22 protein-coding genes are annotated in these 26697 nt (G+C 72.7%); 17 read left to right on the forward strand and 5 right to left on the reverse strand.

Going from position 1 to position 26697, the window contains the following annotated elements:
* A partial coding sequence (locus AB0K60_RS23065; protein ID WP_364058484.1) for an HNH endonuclease signature motif containing protein occupies positions 1–243 on the forward strand: 243 nt, incomplete at its 5' end.
* Positions 244–894: 651 nt separating this feature from the next.
* Here AB0K60_RS23065 and AB0K60_RS23070 read toward each other — a convergent pair.
* Positions 895–1338, reverse strand: coding sequence for an ATP-binding protein (locus AB0K60_RS23070; RefSeq protein WP_364058487.1), 444 nt, complete (start codon positions 1336–1338; stop codon positions 895–897).
* Positions 1339–1470: 132 nt separating this feature from the next.
* Here AB0K60_RS23070 and AB0K60_RS23075 point away from each other — a divergent pair, with 132 nt between their 5' ends.
* Together AB0K60_RS23075 and AB0K60_RS23080 are read left to right on the forward strand one after the other, a co-directional pair.
* On the forward strand, positions 1471–2262 hold the full coding sequence (locus AB0K60_RS23075; RefSeq protein WP_364059113.1) for a helix-turn-helix transcriptional regulator: 792 nt from the start codon (positions 1471–1473) through the stop codon (positions 2260–2262).
* The gene (locus tag AB0K60_RS23080; RefSeq protein ID WP_364058490.1) at positions 2250–2477 is read left to right on the forward strand and encodes a DUF397 domain-containing protein; all 228 of its coding nucleotides are present in this window, start codon (positions 2250–2252) and stop codon (positions 2475–2477) included. The genes AB0K60_RS23075 and AB0K60_RS23080 overlap by 13 nt, the downstream gene beginning before the upstream one ends.
* A 287-nt stretch (positions 2478–2764) precedes the next feature.
* On the opposite strand, the gene AB0K60_RS23085 is transcribed toward AB0K60_RS23080, so the two are convergent.
* A complete protein-coding gene (locus AB0K60_RS23085) occupies positions 2765–4657 on the reverse strand; it encodes a glycoside hydrolase family 9 protein (RefSeq protein WP_364058493.1) in 1893 nt (630 codons plus the stop codon).
* A gap of 115 nt (positions 4658–4772) precedes the next feature.
* Here AB0K60_RS23085 and AB0K60_RS23090 point away from each other — a divergent pair, with 115 nt between their 5' ends.
* From AB0K60_RS23090 to AB0K60_RS23115, 6 genes are all read left to right on the forward strand, one after another.
* Positions 4773–5990, forward strand: a complete 1218-nt coding sequence (locus tag AB0K60_RS23090; protein ID WP_364058496.1) for a Xaa-Pro peptidase family protein — start codon at positions 4773–4775, stop codon at positions 5988–5990.
* A gap of 38 nt (positions 5991–6028) precedes the next feature.
* Entirely contained in the window at positions 6029–6589 is a 561-nt protein-coding gene (efp, locus tag AB0K60_RS23095) for an elongation factor P (RefSeq protein WP_364058499.1), read from the forward strand.
* A gap of 1 nt (position 6590) precedes the next feature.
* Positions 6591–7001, forward strand: coding sequence for a transcription antitermination factor NusB (gene nusB, locus AB0K60_RS23100; RefSeq protein WP_364058502.1), 411 nt, complete (start codon positions 6591–6593; stop codon positions 6999–7001).
* Positions 7002–7249: 248 nt separating this feature from the next.
* A complete protein-coding gene (locus tag AB0K60_RS23105; protein WP_364059116.1) occupies positions 7250–7915 on the forward strand; it encodes a methyltransferase domain-containing protein in 666 nt (221 codons plus the stop codon).
* A 62-nt stretch (positions 7916–7977) separates the two neighbouring features.
* Positions 7978–9267: a DNA polymerase IV gene (locus AB0K60_RS23110; protein ID WP_364058505.1), complete on the forward strand. Its 1290-nt coding sequence runs from the start codon at positions 7978–7980 to the stop codon at positions 9265–9267.
* Positions 9268–9556: 289 nt separating this feature from the next.
* On the forward strand, positions 9557–9967 hold the full coding sequence (locus tag AB0K60_RS23115; protein ID WP_364058508.1) for a DUF3040 domain-containing protein: 411 nt from the start codon (positions 9557–9559) through the stop codon (positions 9965–9967).
* 223 nt (positions 9968–10190) lie between these two features.
* On the opposite strand, the gene AB0K60_RS23120 is transcribed toward AB0K60_RS23115, so the two are convergent.
* The 3 genes from AB0K60_RS23120 to AB0K60_RS23130 are packed head-to-tail and all read right to left on the reverse strand — an operon-like array spanning position 10191 to position 14940.
* Entirely contained in the window at positions 10191–12698 is a 2508-nt protein-coding gene (locus AB0K60_RS23120) for a DUF3488 and transglutaminase-like domain-containing protein (RefSeq protein ID WP_364058511.1), read from the reverse strand.
* Positions 12695–13957 (reverse strand): DUF58 domain-containing protein, encoded by a 1263-nt coding sequence (locus AB0K60_RS23125; protein ID WP_364058514.1) that lies wholly within the window; start codon positions 13955–13957, stop codon positions 12695–12697. The genes AB0K60_RS23120 and AB0K60_RS23125 overlap by 4 nt, the downstream gene beginning before the upstream one ends.
* Positions 13954–14940 (reverse strand): MoxR family ATPase, encoded by a 987-nt coding sequence (locus tag AB0K60_RS23130; protein ID WP_364058517.1) that lies wholly within the window; start codon positions 14938–14940, stop codon positions 13954–13956. Before AB0K60_RS23130 ends, AB0K60_RS23125 begins: the two co-directional genes overlap by 4 nt.
* A 776-nt stretch (positions 14941–15716) precedes the next feature.
* On the opposite strand from AB0K60_RS23130, the gene mraZ reads away from it, so the two are divergent.
* From mraZ to murD, 8 genes are all read left to right on the forward strand, one after another.
* A complete protein-coding gene (gene mraZ, locus AB0K60_RS23135) occupies positions 15717–16148 on the forward strand; it encodes a division/cell wall cluster transcriptional repressor MraZ (protein ID WP_364058520.1) in 432 nt (143 codons plus the stop codon).
* Positions 16149–16543: 395 nt separating this feature from the next.
* Positions 16544–17533, forward strand: a complete 990-nt coding sequence (rsmH, locus tag AB0K60_RS23140; protein WP_364058523.1) for a 16S rRNA (cytosine(1402)-N(4))-methyltransferase RsmH — start codon at positions 16544–16546, stop codon at positions 17531–17533.
* Positions 17530–18336, forward strand: a complete 807-nt coding sequence (locus tag AB0K60_RS23145) for a hypothetical protein (RefSeq protein ID WP_364058526.1) — start codon at positions 17530–17532, stop codon at positions 18334–18336. The genes rsmH and AB0K60_RS23145 overlap by 4 nt, the downstream gene beginning before the upstream one ends.
* Positions 18337–19099: 763 nt before the next feature.
* Positions 19100–21010 (forward strand): penicillin-binding protein 2, encoded by a 1911-nt coding sequence (locus tag AB0K60_RS23150; protein WP_364058529.1) that lies wholly within the window; start codon positions 19100–19102, stop codon positions 21008–21010.
* 40 nt (positions 21011–21050) lie between these two features.
* On the forward strand, positions 21051–22646 hold the full coding sequence (locus AB0K60_RS23155; protein ID WP_364059119.1) for a UDP-N-acetylmuramoyl-L-alanyl-D-glutamate--2,6-diaminopimelate ligase: 1596 nt from the start codon (positions 21051–21053) through the stop codon (positions 22644–22646).
* A gap of 9 nt (positions 22647–22655) precedes the next feature.
* On the forward strand, positions 22656–24080 hold the full coding sequence (gene murF, locus AB0K60_RS23160) for a UDP-N-acetylmuramoyl-tripeptide--D-alanyl-D-alanine ligase (RefSeq protein ID WP_364058532.1): 1425 nt from the start codon (positions 22656–22658) through the stop codon (positions 24078–24080).
* Positions 24077–25138 carry a phospho-N-acetylmuramoyl-pentapeptide-transferase gene (gene mraY, locus AB0K60_RS23165; protein ID WP_364058535.1) on the forward strand — a complete coding sequence of 354 codons (1062 nt, stop codon included), beginning with the start codon at positions 24077–24079 and terminating at the stop codon, positions 25136–25138. Before murF ends, mraY begins: the two co-directional genes overlap by 4 nt.
* A gap of 37 nt (positions 25139–25175) precedes the next feature.
* A complete protein-coding gene (gene murD / locus AB0K60_RS23170; protein WP_364058539.1) occupies positions 25176–26693 on the forward strand; it encodes a UDP-N-acetylmuramoyl-L-alanine--D-glutamate ligase in 1518 nt (505 codons plus the stop codon).
* Positions 26694–26697: the final 4 nt, after the last annotated feature.

Here is a 26697-nt window from a genome sequence, read left to right on the forward strand (position 1 = left end):
GACCAGACCTGCCGCTTCCCCACCTGCCGCCGCCCCGCCACCGGCTGCGATTTGGACCACACCCGCCCCTACGACGAAAAGGGCCCCACCTGCCCGTGCAACCTCGCCGCGTTGTGCAGGCGGCATCACCGCTTGAAACAGACCGATGGGTGGAAACTCACCCAGCCCAGCCCCGGCACCCTGGTGTGGGAAACCCCCGCCAAACGCACCCACACCGTCCACCCCGACCGCTACCCCCTATGACAACCCCGGAGGCAACACCCCCCACCCCGCAACCACCCCCGCAAGAACCCCCGCAACGGACCCCGGCAAGGACGAGGCGAGGGCACCGGACGGAGCACCTCGCCACCGACCGGTACCGCCGCGCATACCGCCTCGGCTGCCTGTTCCGGGGGAACCGGCCCTGGCACTGACCCGGTGACCCTCCAGCGCCAGCCCCCGGGGGTTGCCGACCACGCCGGATGACGATCTCGGAGTCGCTCGCAGGCTTCTTCCCCCCTGCCTGCCGGCCTGCGAGTCGGACGAGTGGACCGGCCGGGCAGGCCGGTACGGATTCCCGGGCCGGGCCGGAACCCGCACCATCAAGGCGGCGTGCTCGCGGTGCGGGACGGCTCCCCGGCGCGTGCGCAGCGGCGGCGGGCGGCGGGTGTGTGACACGGCGGCCGACAGCCGGGAGAGGGGTGTTCACCTGCGGGTACGGCGGGATCGATGCGGCAATGACGATGACTGGGATGCGAAGACCGTCAGCCCGAGCAGGGGCCGTCTGGGTGACGTGCCGCCGGGCGGTTGGCGGATGCGCCGGTGCCTGGCTGAGCGATCATCCCGGCGTATAGATCGTCTGCCGAGGCGGGGCGGGCTGCCATGCCGAGGGGACGACCGCACTGACCTGTGCGATCAAGGTGGAAATGCCTCAATGGTGTACTCGGCCCAGACGATTTTGCCGCCGCTTGGCGGCCAGCAGGTGCCCCACTGCTTGCAGAGCAGGCTGACCAGCAGCAGCCCTCGGCCGCCCTCCGCGTCGTCTCCGGGATGCGCCTGAACCGGTGCCGCCGGGTTGTTGTCCCAGACCTGGATACGCACGGCGCCGCCGGTCAAAGAGAGACAGAGGTAAATCACTTTCGTGTCGGATGCCCCTTCCTGTGCGAGAGGAGAGAGGCCGTCCGGCAGCGTGGCCTTCACGGCGTTGGTCGCGAGCTCGGATACGACGAGCGCAATGTCGTTGGTATTTGCCGTGATGCCCCATTCGGCAAGAACGTGCCCTGTGAACTTGCGGGCGGCGCCGGCGGCGCTCGGCTTGGCGTCCAGTACCCGGCACTTCGAATCCCCGATCTTGAACATCCGTCTCCTTCGTGTTCTTCGGTGTTCAAGTTCAGGGTCCTACTCTCGGTAATGGTCTACTATACGTACCGTAATCTGTGAACCATGTGCCTGCCCGGTGAGTGAGAGTGAGGGATCATGCCCCGCGACCGGATGACAGCGCTGCAATTCCTCGCCCGAGAACTTCGGCGCGCTCGTGAGACGGCGGGGATGAGCCAGGCCGAACTTGCCGCGGCCATCACCTGCTACTCCTCATCATTGGTGGCTATGGTGGAAACATGCCGCAGGATCCCCAAACCGGACTTCGCCGAACGCTGCGACCAAGTCCTCTCAACCGGCGGCATACTGTCCCGTCTGCTCGAAGACCTGGTGAGCAGTGGCATGCCGTCAGAGTGGCAGGGGAAATGGCTGGACATTGAGGCTAGAGCAACTTCGTTGTATTCATACGAGCCATTGATCGTGCCCGGCCTCCTGCAGACCGAGGCCTACGCTCGTGCCGTAATAGCTATGTCGGGCAGGCGGTTCGATGTGGATGAGCAGGTGGAGGCTCGGCTCGAGCGCCAGCGAATCCTTGCTGCCGATATGCCGCCGATGCTGGTCGCCGTAATGGATGAGGGTGTGTTGCATCGGCCGGTGGGAGGCACGGAAGTGATGAGCGACCAGCTTATGCACCTGTTGGATATGGCGGAGCGGCACGATATCGTGATACAGATCGTGCCGCTTGCTGTCGGTGCATATGCTGGGCTCGCTGGTCCGTTCGTGGTCGCCGAGTTCGAAGGCGGTGAGGCCGCATACATTGATAATGCCCTGGCCGGCGATGTCGTTGAACGATATGAAGAGGTTTTGCTGATGAAGCGCCTGTGGGCGGCGCTACGGGGCGAGGCGCTCTCTAGAAAGCAGTCGTTGGAGTTGATTGAGAAGGCGGTATCGGGATGGGTGAGGTAGGGCTTCCTTGGCGGAAGTCATCGTACAGCAGCGGGAACGGGGAAAACTGCCTGGAAGTTTCCTCGGCCATGAAGCCGAGCGTGATCGCGGTGCGGGACAGCAAGAACCCTGATGCGGCTGTTCTAGAATTCTCGGTAGCTGAGTGGCGGGACTTCCTCGCCGCCGTCAAGAACGGTCGCCACGGCACCGGCCCGGTTCGGGTGGGCTCGTCCTGAAACGGTGATGGAAGGCCGGTGAGCGACGGTCCGTTGTTGCGTCAGGTCGGTAGGCGGAGGGCGTAGAGGGCGACGGCGGCGAAGTCGATGGCGGGCTCGGAGGCCTGCCAAGAGGCGGGTGTCGTCGGTGTAGCGGGCGCCTCGGCCGGTGAAGGGGGCGTACGGGTCGCCCTTGGGTGGGCAGCGGCGCATGCCCTGTTGGTGGGGGCCGAGGCCGTCGGTGAACTGGGTGCGGGAGTTGGGGCCGTTGACGACCGCGCCGGTGAGCGACGGGGTCCGTTGTTGCGTCAGGTCGCCAGGTGGAGGGCGTAGAGGGCGATGGCGGCGAAGTCGATGGCGGGCTCGGAGGTCTGCCAGGCGCGGGTGTCGTCGGCGTAGCGGGCGCCTCGGCCGGTGAAGGGGGCGTATGGGTCGCCCTTGGGTGGGCAGCGGCGCATGCCCTGTTGGTGGGGGTCGAGGCCGTCGGTGAACTGGGTGCGGGAGTTGGGGCCGTTGACGACCGCGCCGGTGAGGGGGCGGGCGGTGATGTTGGCGATCTGGTGGTGGGGGCAGCGCGGGGAGCGGGTGCCGGTGTCGGCGATGAAGGAGACGCCCCAGGCGTTCGCGCCGAAGGCCCAGTCGTGCTGGGACTGGGCGAAGGCGTCGTAGGAGTGGTCGCCGGTCAGCGTGCGGTACAGGGACGCGGTGGCGGCCAGGCCGAAGGCGTGCGGGACGGCGTCGAACTCGGCGGCGTTCGCGCCGGCGTGGAAGGGGTCCTTGGCGGCGCGGGACGTGCCGATGCGCAGTTGGGATCGCAGGTCGCGCAGGAGGTCGGTCTCGGCGACGGGGAGGCCGGTCATGCGGGTGGTGCGGAGTGCGCGGATCAGGTCGGCGTGGGCGAGGGCGCTGACGTCGTAGAGGTTGAAGGTGTCGCCGCCGGCCTCGTGCTGTAGGTAGCGGGCGGCCCAGTGGGTGGCGTCGCGCAGCCAGGCGTCCCGGCGGGGGTCGGCGAGGCGGTGGGCCGCGAGGGTGAGTTCGGCGGCACCGAGTTCCAGGTCGTCGCGCCAGGCCGTTTCCGGGTAGAACGCGTACGGCAGGGACGTGATCAGGCGCTTGACGTGGTCGGTGCGGGCCAGGTCGTAGATTTCGGCGGCCTTGTTCAGCAGGTCCCTGGCCCGGTCGTGGTCGGGTTCGAGCTGGGCGGCGAGGGCGAACGCGGCGGCGACGCGACCGGCCAGGTTGGGGCTGATTCGGCCGCGTGGGGAGGTGGCGCGGAACACCGGGCGGTGGCGCAGGAAGCGGTGCTCGTGGGCGCGGTCGGCGTCGTCGGCCTCGGGTAGCCGCCAGACGTCGTGGTCTCCGGCGAACTCGCCGTTGCCCGAGCCGATGCCGACCTGGATGTAGAGGGTCTTCAACTCCTCGTCCCACATTTTGTCCAGATATTTCAGGCCGTGCCGGGCTTCGGCGCTGAGCCGGGAGTCGGCGTCGCCGCCGTCCCGCTCGGCGGCCAGCAGCAACGCCGAGACGTACGCCGCGATGTGCGTGAACTTCAGGTAGTCCCCGGCGTCGAACCAGCCGCCCTCCACGTCGACCGGGCCGTCGATGCGGCGCAGATCGCCCTTGATCTCATCGGTGTCGGGACCGGCGAACCTCGGCGTGGCGTACACGTCCGCCCGGCGGTCGTTTAAATGCGCGGGCTTGCGGCCGAGATGTCCTGGAATGACCTCGGCGCCGTCGCGCTGGCCCTGGAAGAACGTGACGACCGCCGACAGGGCCGCCGCCGTGGAGCCGATGGTGACGTCCGCCGAGACGGACCCGGCGCGCAGCCGGTAGCGGCCGGGCGTCCTGAGTCCGGTCAGGTCGAGGTCGTACACGTGGCGATATCGGGCGTTCCACCGCCCGAGATCCCGTCCGGCGGCGCCGCGGAGCACGGTGCTGCCGGCGTGCGGGTCGGTCACGGTGAACGCCGTTCCGCCGGTCGGATTCCGGGTCATGAGGTAGGCGTGCTTGGCGGCGTTCGGCGGGTAGGCCACCTGGTTGATCCGCAGTTGGACGTCGGCCGGGGTCGGTGCGGAGTCCGGGACGGCGGCGTCGGCGGCCGGTGCGGCAGTGATCGGCGGGGCCGTCGCGGCGACCGCCGGGGGCACGGCGACGACGGCCAGCGCGAGCGTGAGCGAGGTGAGCGTCCTGACGGCCGCCATCGTCCGACCTCCGAAGGTGTGTATCGATCTTCGTCCTGACTTTTCACGCGCAGTGGGGAAACGTAATGATCGGCGTTGAGGCGGGTCAAGGAATCGGGGTCGTACAGTCGGGGGCATGGATTTCGACCACGCTGCCCGGCGGGCGCGGCTCGCCGCCTTGTTCACCGAGGCCGAGGCGGAGCGGGACGGCGGCGGGCTGGACGCGCTGCTGGTCACCGACCTGGTGAACGTGCGGTACCTGACGGGCCTGGCGAGTTCGAACGCGGCCGTGCTGGTGCGGGCCGACGGGTCGGGAACGCTCGCCACCGATTCGCGGTACATCGAGACGGCGCGGCGGCGGTGCCCGGACGTCGAGGTCGTCGAGGAGCGGGACGTCGCCGGGTGGCTGGCGGAGGCGGCGCGCGGCGGGCGGGTCGGGTTCGAGGCGCATCACCTGACCGTGGCCGAGTACCGGCGGCTGAGGGAGTGGCTGGTGCCGACGCAGGGCCTGGTGGAGGCGGTGCGGACGGTTAAGGACGAGCTGGAGATCGAGGCGCTGCGGACGGCGTGCGCCATCACCGACCAGGCGTTCGCCGAGGTGATCGAGACGATCGGGCCGGGCATGACCGAGCGGGAGATCGCGCGGGCGCTGGAGTTCCGGATGATGGAGCTGGGGGCGGAGAAACCGGCGTTCGACTCGATCGTGGCGAGTGGCCCCAACGGCTCGATTCCGCATCATTCGCCCACGGATCGGCCGGTGGCGCGGGGCGATCTCGTGACGATGGACTTCGGCGCGCTCTACCAGGGCTACCACGCCGACATGACCCGCACCGTCGCGATCGGCGAGGTCGCCGACTGGCAGCGCGACCTGTACGAGCTCGTACGGCAAGCGCAGCGGGCCGGGCGGCACGCGGTGCGACCCGGCGTCTCCACCCACCGCGTGGACGCGGCGGCCCGCGACGTCATCGAGGCGGCGGGCCAGGGGGAGCGTTTCGAGCACGGGCTGGGGCACGGCGTTGGGCTGAACATCCACGAATTGCCCATGCTGGGCCCCGACCGGCACGGGCCGGCCGCGCAGGACGCGTACAAGAGCGCAAACGGCACGGGAAACGCGCCCGCGAATGAGAACGCGAATGAGAACGGGAGCGAAATCGGGAACGGTGACGGTGCGGTCGCCGGGCGCGGCGAGTGCGACCGTGAGGCCTGTAGACTAAAGGATCGAGTTCCGATCACTGTGGAGCCGGGGGTGTATCTCCCGGGCACAGGTGGCGTCCGGATCGAGGACACTCTCGTGACGCGGGGCGGCGGCCCGGAACTCCTCACCCGCACGACCAAGGAGCTGCTGGTCCTTTGACCTGCGAAGGGTGCAGCGGCAGTAGCAGGAGATGACGAGTGGCGACGACGAACGACCTCAAGAACGGCATGGTGCTCAAGCTCGACGGTGGCGAACTGTGGTCCGTCGTGGACTTCCAGCACGTCAAGCCAGGCAAGGGCGGCGCGTTCGTCCGCACGAAGCTGAAGAACGTCCTGTCCGGCAAGGTCGTCGACAAGACGTTCAACGCCGGGGTGAAGGTGGACGTGGCCACCGTCGACCGTCGGGAGATGCAGTACTCCTACCTCGACGGCGACGACTTCGTGTTCATGGACACCGAGACCTACGACATGGTGCACGTCCCGCGGGCCACGGTCGGCGACGCCGCCAACTACATGCTGGAGAACACCCTCGCCACGGTGGCGTTCAACGAGGGCAACCCGCTGTACGTCGAGCTGCCGGCGGCCGTCGAGCTGACCATCGCCAACACCGAGCCGGGCCTGCAGGGCGACCGCTCCACCGGCGGCACCAAGCCCGCCACGCTGGAGACCGGCGCGGAGATCAAGGTCCCGCTGTTCATCACCACCGGTGAGCGGGTCAAGGTGGACACCCGCACCGGCGAGTACCTCGGCCGGGCCTGAGGTGTCGGCACGGGGGAAGGCCCGCCGCCGCGCGCTGGACATCCTCTACGAGGCCGAGCTGCGCGGCGAGGACGCGTTGCGGGTCCTCGCCGAACGGCTGGAGCGGGCCGAGCCGCCCGTGAACGAGTACACCTCGTTCCTGGTGGAGGGCGTGTGTCGGCACCGGGGGCGGATCGACGAGCTGATCTCCACCTACGCGGAGGGGTGGACGCTCGACCGCATGCCCGCGGTCGACCGCAACCTGCTGCGCGGCGGCGCGTACGAGCTGCTGTGGGCCGACGACGTCCCCGAGGCCGTGGTGATCAGCGAGTGGGTGCACCTCGCCGCCGAGCTGTCCACCGACGAGTCCCCGCAGTTCGTCAACGGCCTGCTCGCCCGCTTCAAGCAGCTCAAACCCTCCCTGGCCCTGTGAGGGGCCCCTGCTAAGGGCCCCTGGTAAGGGCCACTGGGCGCGGCGCGGACCATGCCGCGCGCTGCGGCCGGTGCATGTCGGCGGCGGGCAGTACGCTGGCCTCGACCGGCTCGTACGAGACCGGGCCGTACCAGACCAGGAGGCGATGCAAGGTGCGCACGCAAGGCGCGATCCGCCAGTCGGCCACATCCCCGGCGGTGCGCACCGCCGTGGTGTGGGACGCGTTGCGCGCGGTCCTGGCCGAGCGCATGGCCGAGACCGGCCGCGAGCGGCTCGACATCGTCGACGCCGGCGGCGGCACCGGCAACTTCGCCGTGCCGCTGGCCGAGCTGGGCCACATCGTCACCGTCGTGGACCCCAGCCCCGACTCCCTCGCCGCGCTGGAGCGCAGGGCCGCCGAGGCCGGGGTCTCCGTCCGGGGCATCCAGGGCGACGCGGCCGACCTCGGCGAGATCCTGCCGCCGGGCGGGGCCGACCTGGTGCTGTGCCACAGCGTCCTGGAGTACGTCGAGGACCCGCTCGTCGCCCTCACCGCCCTGGCGCGGCTGCTGCGCCACGGCGGTGTGATCAGCGTGCTGGTCGCCAACCCGGTCGCCGCCGCCCTGCACCGCGCCCTGTCCGGTCACTTCGACGAGGCCGCCCGGGTGCTGCGCGACCCGGCGGGCCGTTGGGGCGACCGCGACCCCACGCCCCGCCGCTTCACCCGGGACGCCCTCGTCGAACTGCTGAGGGCGGCCGGGTTCACCGTCCTGGAGAGCCACGGCGTCCGCGTCTTCGCCGATTTGGTCCCGAGCCGCATGATCGACGCCGAGCCCGGCGCCGCCGAGGCCCTCATCGCCCTCGAACAGGCGGCCGCGTCCCACCCGGCGCTGCGCGACATCGCCACCCAGCTCCACCACCTCGCCCGCCGATAGCCACGAGGTCGCGTCCTCGCAGGTTCTCGCAGGTCGAACGGGTGTTCGGCTATACTGCAAGGGTGTCGCGCAAGCAGGTGCTCACCCAGCGGGCGGCCGCGCCGTCGGGGACGGCGGCCGACGACACCGGCTGCACCATCCTGCACGTCGACATGGACGCGTTCTTCGCCAGCGTCGAGCTGCTTGAGCGGCCCGAGCTGCGCGGCAAGCCCGTCATCGTCGGCGCGGCGGGCGCACGCGGCGTCGTGCTCAGCGCCACCTACGAGGCCCGGCGCTTCGGTGTGCACTCGGCGATGCCGATGACCCGCGCCCGCCGCCTCTGCCCCCAGGCCGTGATCATCCCACCCGACCACGCCAAGTACGCCGAGGTCTCCAAGGGCGTCATGGAGCTGTTCCGCTCGATCACCCCCGAGGTCGAGCCGCTCTCAAGCGACGAGGCGTTCCTCGACGTCTCCGGTGCCCTGCGCAGGCTCGGCCGGCCCGCCGCGATCGCGGCGGCGCTGCGCGCCCAGGTCGCCGAGCGGCACGGCATCACCTGCTCGGTGGGCGTGGCGAGCACCAAGTTCGTCGCCAAGCTCGCCTCCCGCCAGTGCAAACCCGACGGCCTGCTCGTGGTCCCGGCCGACAAGGTCGTGGAGTTCCTCCATCCGCTGCCGGTGGCCGCCCTGTGGGGGGTGGGCGAGCGCACCGAGCAGGCGCTGGTACGGCTCGGCATCAAGACCGTCGGCGACCTCGCCCAGGTGCCGGTGGCGACCCTGCGCCGCGAGTTCGGCGCGGCGGGGGAGCACCTGGCCGCGCTCGCCTGGGGCCGCGACGAGCGGCGCGTCACCCCGCACGTGCCCGACAAGAGCATCGGCGCCGAGGAGACCTTCGCCCACGACGTCGCCGACCCCGCCGAGATCCGCCGCGAACTGCTGCGGCTGTCGGAGAAGGTCGCCGCCCGGCTGCGCGCCGCCGGCCACCTCGCCCGCACGGTGAGCGTGAAACTGCGCCGCTCCGATTTCACCACGATCACCCGCTCGCGTACCCTGCGCGAGCCCACCGACGTGGGCCGGGAGATCTACGCCACGGCCTGCGAGCTCTACGCCGCCGCCGGTCTGGAACGGGTGCGGCTGCGCCTGGTCGGCGTCCGCGCCGAGAACCTGCGCCCCGCCGAGACCGCCGCCCACCAGCTCGGCCTGGGCGAGCGCGAGACCGGGTGGCGGGAGGCGGAACGGGCGATGGACAGGGCAGCGCGCCGCTTCGGCAGCGGAGCGGTCCGCCCCGCCTCCCTCGTACGGCCGGCCGTCGACGAGACCAGCGGGGCATCGGGCGGGGAATCGGGCGAGCGGGATCACCGAGATGTCTGGTGAAATGGACCCATGACCTCGCGCACGGGGTGTACAAGGGGTGTGGGGCCACCCCGCAGGGGGCGTACGCACGGGGATCCGGTGACCCTTCGATCTCACCCCGCGGTCGAAGCACCGGGGAATGTTTGGTGGAATGGATCCATGACGTCACCTCCGGTTTGGACTGGGTTGGACGTTTTCTTTCGCCTGCGTCTACAGCCTCGTATTCTGGGGATAACCGACCGCGAGGTTCGGACACCCCGTGTCGTCCGTTGCCGTCTTCCCCGTACTGGGGCCGTCCTTGGGAGGCGCCGTGCCGCTCTCTGAGCACGAGCAGCGCTTGCTCGACCAGATCGAGCAGGCCCTCTACGCCGAGGATCCGAAGTGGGCCAACACCGTTCGCACCCGTGATCCGCGTAATCACTACAAGCGGCGACTTATCAAGGCCTCCATCGGATTCGTGCTGGGCGTCGTCCTGCTGATGGTGGGTGTGGTCACGACCTTCACCCCGCTCGGCGTCGCGCTCGGCGTCGGCGGTTTCGTGGTCATGCTCGCCTCAAGCCTGTGGGGCCTGTCCAGCTGGAAGCGAATGAACGGGTTCGGCGCCGACCCGGCGACGCCCGCTCAGCCGCGGCAGCCGGGCAGGAACGTTCGCCGTGGCCCCCGCCCCGGATTCATGGAGCGCATGGAGGAGCGCTGGCGCCGTCGTCACGACGAGCGCTGAGCGGACCCGCACCGAGACACTCCGGGTGACCGGCACCGGGATCCACCGCGTGGGCAGGCGGCGGACCGCACGGGCGGCCCGCCGGTTCTCCCTGCGCGACGGGCGCGACTTCGGCATGTGATCGTACGGCTGAACGGCACGGATCGGGCAGGACACGGGACCGGCCAAACCGGGGGCAGGCACAGACACGGCGATCACCACCGGCGCACCCGCCACCACCGGATCAGCGGCCGGTGCGGGTGAGGACGCGGTCGGAGTCGATCGACCCCTGGGGCGCGGGCCCGGGGACGCGCCGCCGGAGGCGGAGGTTCTCCAGGCGATCGAAACCGTCCAGGATCTTCTCGCCGAGGCCGCGTATCCGCCGCAGGGTCGAGGGCGGGGCGAGGACCGCCCGCACCCGGCGTCTGCGGCTCACCGTCGCCGCCAGCGCCCGCCGTACGCGCCGGATGTCGTCGCGCCGCGGAGCCTCCCGCCCGGGGGTACGGGCGTAGCGCAGGCGCTCCTCGGCCCGGGCGATCCGGTGCACGGCGGCGGCGGCCTCCGGCTCCAGCTCGTACTGCTCGGTCAGCCGCCGCGCCAGCGCGCGCGGGCTCTCGCTCGCCTGGCGGGCCATGCCGAGGTCGTACAGCACGTCGCACAGCTCCGCCCAGGCGGCGTGCACCGCCGACCACCCCCCGCCGCGACCCCCCGCCGCGACCGCCCCCGCGGACGCGGACGCCGCGGAGCCGGCGACGTCGGCAGGGGCGGGAGGCGACGTCCAGGAGCGGCGGCGGCGCATCCGGGTGACGGCCCGCCACGCCGCCGGGATCAACGCGATGAGCAGCAGCACCGCCACGCCGATGCCGATCTGCGCGGCGAGCGGCGTGCCCTCGTCCAGTTCGACCGGCGCCCCGCCGAAGTCGGGGTCGAGCTCACGCGGGTTGCGTCGGCCGGCGGCGGCGTCGGTGGCGCCCGCGCTGGACTCCGGGGCCGCGCTGGCGCTGGCGGTCGGGCTCGCGCCGTCCTCCTCGTCGGGCGTGACCGGCGGCGGCTCGGAGTAGCCCGGCGGGCTGGCCGTCCCCTGACCAAGGCCGCCGCTGGGCGTCGGCTCGAACCGCAGCCAGCCCACTCCCTGGAAGTACAGCTCGGGCCAGGCGTGCGCGTCGTGGGTGCCCACCTGGAAGCCGCCCTCGATCGGCCGGCCGCCGGTGTACCCGATGGCGACCCGCGAGGGGATGTCCAGCACCCGCGCCATGATCGCCATCGCGGCGGCGAACTGCTCGCAGTACCCGGTCCGGTCGCGGAGCAAAAAGTCCACCAGCGCCGAGTTGCTCTGCCCCCGGGTCGCCAGGCTGTAGGTGAAGTCGCCGTCCTCGGTGAACCACTTCTGCAGCCGCACCGCCTTCGCGTAGGGGGAGGACGCGCCCCGGGTCACCTCCTTGGTCAGCTCGACGATCTCCCTGGGCAGGGTGGCCGGCACCTCCAGGTACCGGTCGACGATGTCGGCGGGCGGCGGCCCGGCCCGCTCAAGCAGCTCGGGGGTGGGCTGGGGCAGGTCGCTCACCACCTGGAACGACAGGCCGCGCGCCTCCTCGCGGGTGGAGAAGACCATGAGCGTGCTCCGGTCGGCCCGCCAGTCGCCCTCCACCTCGATGCGGGTGGCCGGGTACGGCAGCGGCAGGAAGTTCAGCCGCGAGATGTCCTCGCTGATCGTGATCCGGCTCGTCACCCGGTTGACCGGCACCGAGGGGCCGAGTCCGGGCGGCGCGGGCAGCGGGCCCTCCGAGACGCGGTCCTCGGGCCGCCCGCGGGGGGCCGTCATGCCCCACTCCTGCCCGTCGAACTCGTCCAGCGACCACAGCCGCAGATAGTGCGGCTGCCGATCGGAGTCGGAGTAGGTCAGCACGGTGGCGTTGACCTGCTGGGTGAGCTGGCCGCGCATGCCGGCGACCGGGTTCGGGATCGTGATCGAGTTGCCGCCCTCGCCGCTGCCGTTGCCCACCCCGAACCCGAACAGCGGGTCGGGCTGCAGCGTCGGCATCAGCGCAGGAAGCAGGACGGCCAGGGCGATCGCGGCGAACCCGATGCGCTTGCCGGAAAGCCGGAACGGCATGCTGTCCACCCGGTACGTGCCGGGCGCGGCGGTCGTGGCGGCCCGGTGCGAACGGCGCACCAGCACCGCCCGCCCCCACTGCCCGACGCGCTCACGCCCGTCCGACAGCAGCAGGCCGATGTACCCGAGCGCGGCGACGACCACCACCGGCCAGGCGATCGGGTCGTTCACCACGGCCGCGGGCACGCTGAACAGGGCCAGCAGGGGCAGCCCGGCCAGCGCCGCCCGGCGCAGCCGTACCGCGAACAGGTCGACCAGGATCGCGATGAGCCCGATGCCGCCCGCGGTGAGCAGCGCGATGCCCTCCTCGGCGGGAACCGGCGCGGCGTACCGCTGGATGTCCTCGAAGCCCTCGCCGAGCAGCAGCCACAGCGCGATCGCCGAGTCCCGGCCCGGCAGGATCCACCACCACAGGTGGTCTCCGGCGAACATCCAGGTCAGCACCAGCCACAGGGCGACGAGCTGCACCGGGGCGACCAGCCTGCGGTCGAGCGTGAAACGGGAGGCCAGCACGCCGACGCCGGTGATCGTGAGCAGCGTGACCAGCCCGGTGCCGAACCACAACCCGCCCTTGAACAGCGGATACAGCGTCAGCGCGACGGCGCCGGTGGCGAGGCCGGCCGCGATGGGAAGTCTCATGCGGCACCCCCAGTCAGCGTGTAGCTGCGGGTCTGGGCGCGGGAGCGGGCGGCGTCCGGCCACACCGAGGCGAGCGACGTGCCCGCGGGCAGCCGCACGATGCGCCACCCCGCGCCGGCCAGGATCGTCCGCGCCGCCTCGTAGGACTCCTCCTCGCCGTCCCGCGACTGCCAGGTGGCCACGTCAAGCAGTACGGCCACGCCGGTGACGCTGCCGTGCCGGAGCCGGGCCAGCGCGCGGGCGTCGGCCTCGCCCAGCGCGCCGAGCACGGCCACGATCAGGCCGTCGCCGCCGCCCTGCCGCAGCGCGCCGACGCCGGCGTCGAGCGACCGCGCCGGGCTCTGCCGCACCACGGCGAGCGCGTCGAGCAGCGAGTGGCTCAGCCCGTCGTCGGTGAGGTGCTGCGGCCCGAGGTCGGTCACCAGGCGCAGGCCGAGCCCCTCGCGGGCCAGGTGCACGCCGATCGACGCCGCCGCCGACACCGCCGTCTCGAACGACGAGCGCGGCCCCTCGCCGCGGTGCGCGGACTTGCGCGTGTCCAGCAGCAGCGCGCCGCGGCTCTGCCACTGCTGCTCCTCGCGGCGCACCATCAGCTCGCCGTACCGGGCGGTGGAGCGCCAGTGCACCCGCCGCAGGTCGTCCCCGTGCCGGTACTCGCGCGGCGCCACGTCGTCGTCGCCGGCCGCCGCCACGCTCCGCGTACGGCTCTCGCCCCCGCCCGACCACTCGCCGGACAGCCGCACGTGCGGCAGCGCCACCACCTCGGGGATCACCACCAGCGTGTCGCTGATCGTGAACGACCGGGCCAGCTCGACGAGCCCGAACGGGTCGGTGATGCGGATCGACAGCGGCCCGATGGAGAACCGGCCGCGCAGATCCGAGCGCACCTTGTAGTCGATCTCGCGCACGCCGCGCGGCTCCACCCGGTCGAGCACGAACCGGGGACGCGCGCCGAGCGCGAACTGCAGCGTGTCCTCGATCAGCAGCAGCCCGGTGGGCAGCCGGGTGACGTTCTCCAGCCGCAGCGTCACCGTGCTGTCGCTGCCGACCTCGACCCGGGCGGGCGACAGCCGGCGCGCGCAGCTCAGCCGGTAGCGGGTGCGCGCGACCACCATCGCGGCCAGCAGCGGCAGGGCGATGATGAGGACGGCCACGCGCAGCAGGTCGTGCTCGCCGAACAGGAAGGCGCACGCCAGCGCCGCGACCCCGGAGGCGAGGAAGGAGCGGCCCCGCGGGGTCAGCGCCCGCAGTCCGGTCACCGCCGGGGTCCCGCCTGCGTCTCCGGCACCGGGACCATGCGCACCAGGTCGGCCATGACCTGCTCGGGCATGCGCCGCTGCCCCTGGGCCTCGACGCTGGGCAGCAGCCGGTGGGCGAGCACGGGGACCGCCAGGTCCTGCAGGTCGTCGGGGATGACGTAGTCGCGCCCGGCCAGCGCCGCGTGCGCCCGCGCGGCCCGCACCAGGTGCAGGGTGGAGCGCGGGGAGGCGCCCAGGCGCAGGTCGGGGGAGTGGCGGGTGGAGGTGACCAGGTCGATGGCGTACCGCTTGATCGGCTGGGCGACGTAGACCGCGCGCACGGCGTCGATGAGCTCGCGCACCTCGGCGGTGGTGGCGACCGGCTGCAGCTTGTCGAGTGGGGAGGCGGCGCCGTGCACGTCGAGCATGTCCAGCTCGGCCGACGCCTCGGGGTAGCCCATGGCGATGCGCGCGGTGAAGCGGTCCCGCTGCGCCTCCGGGAGGGGGTAGGTGCCCTCCATCTCGATGGGGTTCTGGGTGGCGATCACCATGAAGGGCGCGTCCAGGTGGTACGTGCGGCCGTCCACCGTGACCTGATGCTCCTCCATGCATTCCAGCAGCGCCGACTGCGTCTTGGGGGAGGCGCGGTTGATCTCGTCGCCGACCACGATGTTGGCGAACACCGGGCCGGGCTTGAATTCGAACTCCCTGGTCTGCTGGTTGTAGGCGCTCACCCCGGTGATGTCGCTGGGCAGCAGGTCGGGGGTGAACTGCACCCGGCGCACCGGGCAGTCGATCGACCGGGCCAGCGCCTTGGCCAGCATCGTCTTGCCGACGCCGGGCACATCCTCGATGAGCAGGTGGCCCTCGGCGAGCAGCACGGTGAGGGTCAGCCGGACGACATCGCTCTTGCCCTCGATGACCGACTCGATCGCCTCGCGGATCCGGTGGGCGGTAGAGGTGAGTTCCTCCAGCCGGTCACCGACGTCGTGAGTAATTGCCACCGGGCCTCCCCGTTCAGATCCCGCGAAGAAGGTGTGTTGCGGGCACTTTGCGATTCCTTTTCCATTCTGAGTACTGACCCTACGACTCAGGGGGTTCCGAGACGACTTTATGGAACATTCCTGCTCATTTGCGACCTTTCTCGGCGAATGAGCTGATCCACTGCTCTCCATCGCGACCTTGACGTTCCTGGGGAAGCGCGCCATCCGGCCCCGCGCCCCGGCCCGCAGCGGATCGCGCCGAGGTCCGGGCCCTGTTCCCGCCCCTAGTTGCCGCCCCTGTTCCCGCCGCTGTTCGCGTCCCTCCCAATCGCGGCGTACGGCCCGGCGGTCCCGCGCCCGGCCCGTGCGCGGCGGGGGATCCGCCTCACAGCATGCGCCGCGTGTGTGTGCATGGGGTCGCGGAGTCTTGCGAATCCCGTGACATTCGGGACGGACCTGCTTCCCCCACTTCCCCCACTTCCCCCCGCCTTCCCGCCACGCGGGCCGGGCGCGCGGTCGCGGTCGCCGCGCGGGGCACATGCCGGCGGCCGAATCCCGTGTCAAATCGAGGCGTTCGACAAGTCCGGACTAATGGTGCGACACGCCCAAAGCGCCGACACCCGCCATCCGTGGGCTCCACTCCACACCACCCTTCTGACCTGGGAAAACGCTTCCGAAAATGGCTCTGGAAGCGCGTGGAATCAGTTGACGGTGGGGAGAAGTGGAGTATGGTGGTGCGCAGTGGAGGACAGGTGCCACAGCGCTGAGTGCTCCATGAGGCACGGGAGGTGGGGCCGGTGTTTCTCGGCACCCACCATCCGCGTCTTGACGACAAGGGACGGCTGTTCCTGCCGGCGAAGTACCGCGAGGAGCTGGCGGAGGGTCTGGTGATCACCAAGGGCCAGGAGCGTTGCCTCTATGTGTTTCCCATGGAGGAGTTCCAGCGCATCACCGAGGCTTTGCGCACCGCGCCCGTGACCGCCAAGGCGGTCCGTGACTACAGCCGCGTGTTCTTCGCCAGCGCGTCCGACGAAGTGCCGGACAGGCAGGGGCGGATCACCATTCCACAGAGTCTGCGCGAGTACGCCGGGCTCCGCCGTGACTGCACGGTCATCGGTGCAAACACCCGACTTGAGATCTGGGATGCCCAGGCCTGGGAGACCTATCTGGCCGGCCAGGAGCAGGCGTTCGCCGATCTATCGGAGGAGGTGCTGCCAGGAGTCCTATAGATCACGGTCACCCGTCGGTGAAAACGTCGTTCGGCGAGGTCTCCACCCGCTCCTTCGGGGGTTCCGGGCCATCCCGGATCAACATGGCAGATCCGTCAGCTGATGCACCTTCCCCGGTGTCAGGTGGCGGACGTAAAACGCGAGGACGCGGATGGGGACCTGGCCGGACGATTCGGGGCGACGGACCGGGCGAGGGAGACGGCGGCGCACGCCGCCGCACGGACGCCGATCCAACGGGCACCGATCCGATGGACGGATCGTTGAACGGATTCGGTGCACCGATGGATGCGCCGATGAGTGTGCATGGATCAGGCGCGGCCGGACCGGCCCCGGCGGAACGACGTGTTCGGGTGGGGGCCTGCACAGGTGAACACCGGCGGGGGACCAGGTCACGGATGCACAAAAGGGGGGCTTTCAGCATGCATGCCGGACACATCGAGCAGGGCGGGCACGTCCCGGTGATGCTCGACCGCGTGCTCGACCTGCTGGCACCCGCGCTCTCCGCACCCGACGCCGTGCTCGTGGACGCCAACCTCGGCCTCGGCGGGCACGCCGAAGCGCTCCTCGCCGCCCACCCCGCGCTCCACCTCATCGGCATCGACCGCGACCCGGACGCCGTCGCCCGCTCCACCGCCCGCCTCGCGCCCTACGCGCCGCGCGTCACGATCGTACGGGCGGTCTCCGACGAACTCCCGGACGTACTGGCCCGCACCGGGCACGACCGCGTCAACGGCGTGCTGTTCGACCTCGGCGTGTCGAGCCCCCAGCTGGACGAGGCCGACCGCGGCTTCGCCTACTCCTACGACGCCCCCCTCGACATGCGCATGGACCGGGACCAGGAGCTCACCGCCGAACGCGTCGTCAACACCTACCCGCCGGACGAGCTGGCGCGGGTGCTGCGCGAGTACGGCGAGGAACGCTTCGCCGCCCGCATCGCCCAGTCCATCGCCCGGGAACGGGCCAAAGCGGCGATCACCTCCACCAAGCATCTGGCCGACATCGTGCGCTCGGCCATCCCGGCGGCGACCCGCCGCAGCGGCGGCAACCCCGCCAAGAGGACGTTTCAGGCGCTGCGCATCGAGGTGAACGGGGAACTGACCGCGCTCGAGCGCGCGCTCCCCGCCGCGCTCGACGCGCTCGCGCTCGGCGGGCGCGTCGTCGTGCTCGCCTACCACTCACTGGAGGACCGGCTCGCCAAGCAGGTCCTCGCGGCGCGGACCAAGGACACCAGCCCGCAGGGGCTGCCGGTCCCCCTCCCGGAGCATCAGCCGAGGTTCCGCCTCCTGACCAGGGGAGCCGAGCTCCCCAGCGACGAAGAGGTGACCCGCAACCCGCGGTCCGCCTCGGCCCGGTTGCGGGCGGCAGAAAGGATCCGCCAAGGATGAAGACGGAAAGCGAGGTCAGGCGCGGCACCGCCACCCGGCGGGCGGCCCCGTCCGATCGCGGCGTGCGCTCCGGACGCGAGGCGGTCCCCGAGCGCCTCGCCGAAGCGCCCGGGGCACCCGGAGCGGCCGGAGCGGCTGAGGCCCGCGCGGGCACGCGGAAGCCGCGCCCGCCGCGCGGCACCAAGCCGGTCGCCCGGCAGGCCGCCGAGACCGAGCGCGTACCGTCGCGCCAGGCGTCCGCGCCGAGCCCGCGGCCCGACGCCGCCCGCACGGCCAAAGTGCGTACGGCGGACGTCGGCGAAGGCCGTACCCGCGTCACCCGCCCGCCCAAGCCGCAGCCGAAGCCCCGGCCGAAGGCACGGCCCACCGGCGGCGGGGCGGCCCCGGCGAGCGCCGGCCTCGCGAATGCGCCGGCCCCGGCGCGCCCGCGCTCCGACCGCACCGGCCCGGCCAAGCCGCCGCGCTCCCGCCGGGTCTCCTCGGCCGGCGCGTCGGCCACGCGCACGTACGCCTCGGCGAGGTACGCACGCGCCGTCCCGCCGCGGACGCCGTTCGTGCTGCTCCTGGTCGGCCTGCTGTGCGGCGGCCTGATCACGCTGCTGCTGCTCAACACCGTGCTGGCGCAGGACTCGTTCCGGCTGGGCGAACTGCGCGAGCAGATCCGCGTGATCGGCGAGCAGTCCGAGAAGATGCGGAACAAGATCGCCCGTCTGGACAGCCCGGGAAGCATCGCCTCAAGGAGCGAGCAGCACGGGGACCGTCCCGACAAGTCGCCGCCCCAGTTCGTCACGCCCGCTCCGTAGCGGCGAGGAGCGGCCGGGCCCGTGACTGGGCCCGCGTCACGGGCCGCCGTTCGGCGCGGCCCGGCCGGTGGCGGCGGCAGGCGGCACGAGAGGGCGCTTCCCGATCACCGTGCCTCATGGATCGCGGGCGTCCCCCGCGCATGCCGAGGCGGAGGCGCGGCCAAGCGGAAGGCGGGAGGTCACGGGCGGGCCGCCGCCCGCCCGTCAGGCCCTGGCGAAGCCGGGCGGCCGGGTGGCGTGAGGACACCCGTCGCCGGTGGACCGGCGAAGATCGGCGCCGAGCGGCGACCGGCCATCGGTTGAGCGCGGCGACCGGTTGGCGGAGGAACCGGCTAGCGGAGGAAATGGAGGACCAGTTCCGGTGAGAGACGGCGACGGCCGGAGCCCGGGACCCGGCCGTGGCTCCGGCGGACGCAAGGGCCCCGGCAGGCGGGATCAGAGCACGCCAGGACGACAGGGACGGCCGGAGGGCCCGGCGGGACGCGGCGGCGGGCCCGACGGCCACGCGGCGCGGCCGGAGCGGCCAGGCGCCGCCCCACGGCGTCCGAGACGGCCGCAGGGAGCACCGGGACGTCCCGACGGCGCGGCCGGGGCCGACGGCGGCGCGAACGGGTCCGACGGTCCCCGCCGGGCGGCGAGGACGGGCGGGACCGGAGCCGACGGCGGCGGACGACCGTCGAGGCCCGGCGGCGCGGGAAGGGCCGAGGACGGCCGGACGGGACGTCCGGGCGGCGTCCCCACACGGGCCGAGGGACCGGACGGCGTGCGCACACGCCCGCCAAGGGGCGACGACCGCCCCCGCCGCGCTGGCGCCGGACGTGCCGGCGGTCCCCAGGGCCCGGCACGGCCGGAACGCGGCCGGGAGCCCGCGCCGCCCGCCCGGACGGGCGCGCGCCGCCCGCCCGGGGGCGGAGGGCCGCGCCCACCGGGCCGGCCGCCCGCGATCCTGCGCCTGGGCAACCCGGCCCGGCGCATCAACATCGGCCTGATCGGCATGGCCGTCGTGCTGTCGCTGTTCGCCGGCCGCCTGGTGCAGCTGCAGGGCCTGGACGCCAAGGTGTACGAGGCCAAGGCCGCCCAGCAGCGGCTGCAGCCGGAGAAGCTGCCCGCCCGGCGCGGCACGATCACCGACGTCAAGGGACGCCCCCTGGCGATCACCACCGAGAGCCGCGAGATCTACGCCGACCCGGCCGCCGTCCCCGCCGAGGGCCGCGACAGGATCGCCGCCGCGCTCGCCAAGGACCTCGGAAGACCGCGCGAGGAGATCGCCGCCAAGCTCGCCCAGACCGACAGGCGCTACATCGTCATCGCCCGCGACGTCAGCCCCGACGTCGGCGCAAAGGTCCTCGCCCACGACTTCAAGGGCATCGGCGCCAAACCCCGGTACGGCCGCCTCTACCCCGGCGACGACCTGGCCGGGACCCTGATGGGCTTCGTCGGCGACGACGGCACCGGCCTGTCGGGCATCGAGGCCGCCTACAACGACGTGCTCAAGGGCAAGGACGGGCGGCAGAGCATCGAGATCGGCGGCGACGGCCGCCGCATCCCCATGACCCGCAGCTCCCGCGAGCCCCCCGTGAACGGGCGCGGCATCCGGCTCACCATCGACCAGGACGTCCAGTGGGCGGCGCAGAAGGCGATCGCCGCCCAGGTCGCCGCGACCGGCGCCCGCAGCGGCAGCGTGATCGTGATGGACGTGCGCACCGGCGACGTGCTCGCCATGGCCAACGCCCCCGAGCTGAACCTGACCCGGTGGCGGGACGCCCCTGCCAGCAGCCACGTCAACCGGGCCGTGAGCGAGGTCTTCGAGCCGGGCAGCACCAACAAGGTCATCACCGCCGCCGCCGCGCTGGAGGCGGGCGTGGTACGCCCCGACACCGTCCTGCGCGTGCCGGACAACATCCGCTGCGCCGACCGCGTCATCCGCGACTCCCACTCCCACCCGGTCGAGCCGTACACCTTCACCGGAGTGCTCGCCACCTCCAGCAACGTCGGCACGGTCATGGTCGCCGACCGCGTCGGCGACCGCGCCCTGTACGACAGCATGCGCGCGTTCGGGTTCGGCGCCAAGACCGGCGGCGGCTTCCCCGGCGAGGAGGCCGGCCTGCTGCCCAAGTGGGACACCTGGTCGGGCAGCCAGCGCTGCACGGTCGCCTTCGGGCAGGGCCTGTCGGTGACCGCCCTGCAGATGACGAGCGTCTACCAGACCATCGCCAACGGCGGCGTGCGCGTCACCCCGCGGATCGTCGCGGGCACGACCGACCAGGAGGGCCGGCTGGTGCCCGCCCCCGCGGGCAAGCGCACCCGTGTGATCGGCGAGCGCACCGCCAAGGACCTGACGACGATGCTGGAGGCCGTCGTCGGCGAGCAGGGCACCGGCTCGCTGGCCGGGATCAAGGGGTACCGTGTGGCGGGGAAGACCGGCACGGCCGAGCGGTATGACGAGCGCTGCCAGGGGTACTGCGGGTACACGGCCACGTTCGTCGGGTTCACGCCCGCCGACGCGCCGCGCCTGGTCGCGCTCGCCGTCATCCAGGATCCGAAGAGGCAGTACTACGGCGGCCAGATCGCCGCCCCCGTGTTCAAGGATGTCATGACGTTCGCGCTCAAGACCAAGAAGATCCCGCCGACCGGCACCACGCCGCCCGCGGTGCGCATCCGCGCCGCGGGGTGACCGGGAACGGTACGCTCTCGCCGTGCGTCCCCCGTCGACCATGCGACCCGCGACGAATCCGGCCCGCCCGCTGTCGGGCCTGGCGAGCCTGCTCGACGCGCCGTCGGGCACGTCCCGGGCGCCCCTCGCCGCCGTCACCGGCATCTGCATCGACTCCCGGCGGGTACGGCCCGGCGACCTGTACGTCGGCCTGCCCGGCAACAGCGTGCACGGCGCCACGTTCGCCGGGCAGGCCGTCGCCGCCGGCGCCGTCGCCGTGCTCACCGACCCGGCCGGCCGCGCCGTCGCCGCCCGCGCCGGCGTGCCCGTCCTCGTGGTGCCCGACCCGCGGGCCGTACTGGGAACGGCCGCCGCCTGGGTGTACGGCGAGCCCGCCGCGTCGCTGCTCATGATCGGCGTGACCGGCACCAGCGGCAAGACCACCACCACGTACCTGCTCGACGCGGCCCTGCGCTCGGCCGGGCACCGCACCGGCCTGATCGGCGGGGTGGAGATCCGCGCCGGCGAGCAGCGCTTCCCCGCCGCGCTCACCACCCCCGAGGCGAGCGACCTGCACGGCCTGCTCGCCCTCATGCGCGACGGGGGCGTCACCGCGTGCGCGATGGAGGTCTCCAGCCACGCCCTGGCCCTGGGCCGCGTCGGCGGGGTCGTGTACGACGTGGCCCTGTTCACCAACCTGTCGCAGGACCACCTGGACTTCCACCGCGACATGGACGACTACTTCGCCACCAAGGCGAGGCTGTTCACCCCGGAGCTGAGCCGCGTCGGCGTCGTCAACATCGACGACGACCGGGGCCGCGAGCTGGCGGCCCTCGCCAAGATCCCGGTGACGACGTTCTCGGCGAAGGGCGCGCCGGAGGCCGACTGGCGGGCCGCCGACGTACGGCTCGGCGCCGACGGCAGCAGCTTCCGGGTGATCGGCCCGGGCGGCGTCGAGGCCGACGCCGCGGTGGCGCTGCCGGGCCCGTTCAACGTCGCCAACACCCTGGGGGCGATCGTCACCCTCGTCGAGGCGGGCATCCCGCTGCAGACGGCCGTGCACGGCGTCGCCACGCTGCGCGGCGTGCCCGGCCGGATGGAGCGCGTCCCCGGCACCGGCGGGTTCCAGGCGATCGTCGACTACTCGCACAAACCGGCCGCCGTGGAGTCGGTGCTGCGCTCGCTGCGCGAGGTGACCACCGGCGAGCTCACCGTCGTGCTCGGCTGCGGCGGCGACCGCGACCGCGGCAAGCGCCCGGTGATGGGCGAGGCCGCCGCCCGCCTCGCCGACGTCGCGATCTTCACAAGCGACAATCCGCGCAGCGAGGACCCGCTGCGCATCCTCGCCGAGATGCTGGACGGAGCCGTGCGCGTGCCCAGGGCGGAGCGCGCTCATGTGATCATAGAGCCGGACCGCGCGCGGGCCATCGACCTGGCGATCGCACGCGCCCGCCCCGGCGACGTGATCCTGGTGGCCGGCAAGGGCCACGAGCAGGGCCAGTACGTCGGCGGTGAGATCCTGCCCTTCGACGACCGCCAGGTGGTCGCCGAAGCCGTCATGAGGCACCGATCACCCGAACCCGGGCCCGGCGGGCAGCGCTGCGGCGCGGAGCGCGCCTCCGGCCGCCCGGGGCCGGGGCAGATATATGGAGAGTAGGGAAGACGCATGATCCCGATGCCGTTGGGGCGGATCGCCGAGATCACCGGCGGCGCGCTCACGGGCATGGCCGACCCGCACGCCGAGGTGCGCGGCCCCGTCGTGATCGACTCGCGGGCGGCGGAGCCGGGGGCGCTGTTCGTGGCGCTCAAGGGGCAGCGGGCGGACGGGCACGACTTCGCCGCCCAGGCGTGCGAGGCGGGCGCGGTCGCCGTGCTGGCCGCCCGCCCGGTCGAGGCGCCGGCCGTGATCGTGAGCGACCCGGTGGCGGCGCTGGCCGCCCTGGCGTCGGCGACCGCGGCCGCGCTGCCGGACACGACGGTGATCGGGATCACCGGCTCGGCGGGCAAGACCACCACCAAGGACCTGCTCGCCCGGATCACCTCCCGCATCGGCCCGACCGTCTCCCCGATGGGCTCGTACAACAACGAGCTCGGCCACCCGCTCACGGTGCTGCGGGCCGACGCCGCCACCCGCTTCCTGGTGCTGGAGCTGAGCGCCCGCGGCGAGGGCCACATCGCCTACCTGGCGCGGATCGCGCCGCCGCGGATCGGCGTGGTGCTCAACGTCGGCACCGCCCACATGGGCGTGTTCGGCGGCAGGGAGGCGATCGCCCGGGCCAAGGGCGAGCTGGTCGAGGCGCTGCCCGCCGCCGGCTCGGCCGTGCTCAACGCCGACGACCCGCACGTGCGCGCGATGGCGGACCGTACCCAGGCCCGGGTGCTGCTGTTCGGCCGCTCGCCCGAGGCCGACATCCGGGCCGAGGACGAGACGCTCGACGAGCGGGGCCGCGCCGCGTTCACGCTGCGCACCCCCTCGGGCGCCGCCCCGGTACGGCTGCGCCTGCACGGCGGCCACACCGTGGCCAACGCCCTGGCCGCCGCCGCCGCGGCGTACGAGCTCGGCCTGCCGGTGGCGACGATCGCCGAGGAGCTGTCGGCGGCCGAGCCGCGCAGCCGCTGGCGCATGGAGGTCCGCGACCGCCCCGACGGCGTCACGATCGTCAACGACGCCTACAACGCCAACCCCGACTCGATGCGCGCCGCCTTCGAGGCCCTGTCGGTGATCGGCCGCGGCCGCCGCAAGTTCGCGGTCATCGCCGCGCTGCGCGAGCTCGGCAACGACGGCCCCCGGCTCAACGAGGAGGTGGGCCGGATCGCGCACGAGGCCGGCCTCGAACTGCTGATCGTGGTCGGCGAGAACGCCGGCCCGGTGCTCTCCGGCGCGGGCGGCATGCGCACCGCCATCGTGGCCCCCGCCGACGCGGGACCGCCCGGCGCGACCCGGGCGGTGGCGCACCTGCCGGACGTCGAGGCCGCCACGCGCGAGCTGGCCCGGCGGCTCGCCCCGGGCGACGTGGTGCTCGTCAAGGGGCCGCGCGCGGCGGGGCTGGAACGGGTCGCGGAGGCGCTGCTCGGAGGTGACCCCCGTTGAGGGACATCCTCATCGCCGGCGCGGTCGCGCTGATCCTGTCGCTGGTCGGCACCCCGCTGGCGATCCGGATCTTCGCCCGGCGCGGCTACGGCCAGAACATCCGCGAGGAGGGCCCGAGCGGCCACCACGACAAGCGCGGCACGCCCACGATGGGCGGCACCGTGTTCGTCGTCGCCGCGATCCTCGGCTTCTCCGCCGCCCACCTCGCCACGCTGTCGCCGCCGACGGTGTCGGCCGTGCTGGTGCTGTTCCTCATGGCGGGCCTGGGCGCGGTCGGCTTCCTCGACGACTTCATCAAGATCTACAAGCAGCGCAGCCTGGGCCTGCGCAGCGGCGCCAAGGCCCTCGGCCAGCTCATCGTCGGCGCGGTGTTCGCCGTGCTGGTGGTGCGCTTCCCCAACGGGTACGGCGTGACGCCCGCGGTGCCGCGGCTGTCGTTCCTGCGCGACTTCGGCCCGGCCTCGATCGGCATCGTGCTGTTCACGATCTGGGTGCTCATCCTCATCGTCGGCTTCTCCAACGCGGTCAACCTCACCGACGGCCTCGACGGTCTCGCCTCCGGCGCCACCTGCCTGGTGCTCGTGGCGTACGTGCTGATCGGCAACTGGCAGCTGCGCAACAGCTGCACCAACATGCTCGGCCAGGGCTGCTACTGGGTGCGCGACCCGCTCGACCTGGCGGTCGTCGCCGCGGCCGTGCTCGGCGCGCTGCTCGGCTTCCTGTGGTGGAACGCCCCCCCGGCGAAGATCTTCATGGGGGACACCGGCTCGCTCGCCCTCGGCGGCGTGCTCGCCGGGCTCGCGGTCACCACCCGCACCCAGCTCCTGCTGATCATCCTCGCCGGCCTCTGCGTGATGATCACCCTGTCGGTGATCATCCAGGTCGGGTTCTTCAAGATGACCGGCCGCCGGGTGTTCCGCATGGCGCCGCTGCAGCACCACTTCGAGCTGTCGGGGTGGGCCGAGACCACGATCGTGGTCCGGTTCTGGCTGATCTCCGCGCTGTGCGTGGCCGTCGGGCTCGGAGTGTTCTACGTCGAATGGATGCCCAACGCGTGAGGGCGCCGCGGCGGCGACCGTTTGAGGTGCAGGGGGGATGAGCGTGGGGCGTGAGCCGGTGCGAACGGTGTGCGTGGCCGGTCTGGGGGTGTCCGGCGCGGCCGCCGCGCGGGTGCTCGCCGCCCGCGGCGACCGGGTCGTGGTCGTCGAGGGCCGCGACGGGGAGAAGCAGCGGGCCGTCGCCGCCGAGCTGGCCGCGGCCGGGGTCGAGGTCGTCTTCGGCGAGCCGGACAAACCCCCGGCGGGCACCGACCTGGTCGTGACCTCGCCGGGCTGGCGGCCCGGCCACCCGCTCCTGGTCGCCGCCGCGGCCGACGGCATCGAGGTGATCGGCGAGGTCGAGCTCGCCTGGCGCCTGCGGCCCCCCGCCGCCGCGCCCTGGCTCGCCGTCACCGGCACCGACGGCAAGACCACCGTGGTGCGCATGCTCACCTCCATGCTCCGCGCCGCCGGGCACGACGCCGCCGCGGTCGGCAACGTGGGCGCGCCGATCGTCGAGGCGGTGCGGGCGCCGCACGACGTGCTCGCCGTGGAACTGTCCAGCTTTCAACTCCACTGGTCGCGCGGCATCGCCCCGCGGGCCGCCGCGATCCTCAACATCGCGCCCGACCACCTGGACTGGCACGGCTCGCTGGAGGAGTACGCGCGGGTCAAGGGCGGCCTGTACGAGCGCGCCCCGGTGATCGTGCACAACGCCGACGACGAGTGGCCGACCCGGCTCGCCGCGCCGTACCGCGACCGGGCCGGGCGGCGGGTGGTCGGCTTCACCCTCGACACCCCCCGGCCGGGGCAGCTCGGCGTGGTGGAGGACCTGCTCGTGGACCGGGCCTTCGTCGACGACCCGGCGACCACCGCCGAGGAACTGGCCACGCTCGCTGACGTGCGCCCGTTCGCGCCGCACAACGTGGCCAACGCGCTCGCGGCGGCGGCGCTCGCCCGCGCGCACGGGGTGCCCGCCGAGGCGGTGCGCGAGGGGCTGCGGACGTTCGTGCCGGACCCGCACCGGATCATGCACGTGGGGCGGGCTGCGGAGGTCGATTACGTCGACGACTCCAAGGCCACCACGGCGCACGCGGCGGCGGCCTCGCTCGCCGCCTATCCGTCGATCGTGTGGGTCGCCGGGGGGCAGCTCAAGGGCGCCGACGTCACCGACCTGGTACGGAGCGCCGCCCCACGGCTGCGCGGCGCGGTGCTGCTCGGCGTCGACCGGGCCGTGATTCGCGACGCTCTGGCGCGACACGCCGCGAATGTCCCCGTGGTCGAGGTCTCCGGGGACAACACTGACGTCATGGACCGTGTCGTCGCCGAAGCCGCCCGGCTCGCCTCCCCGGGCGACACCGTGCTGCTGGCCCCGGCCGGGGCGTCGCTGGACATGTTCGCCGGATACGGGGAGCGGGGGGAGGCGTTCGCGCGAGCCGTACGGCGCCTGCCCGGCTACTCCGCCGGACCGGCCGACGCGCCGGTCCCCGGGACCGACCACGCCGACGGCGGCCCCGGAGGCGGTGACGGGTCGGCCGGGGGCGCGCAGGGCCGCGACGAAGGCAGGTCCGGGTGAGCGA

Origin of the sequence: Thermopolyspora sp. NPDC052614 (assembly GCF_040678635.1) — a bacterium.
Taxonomy (GTDB): domain Bacteria; phylum Actinomycetota; class Actinomycetes; order Streptosporangiales; family Streptosporangiaceae; genus Thermopolyspora.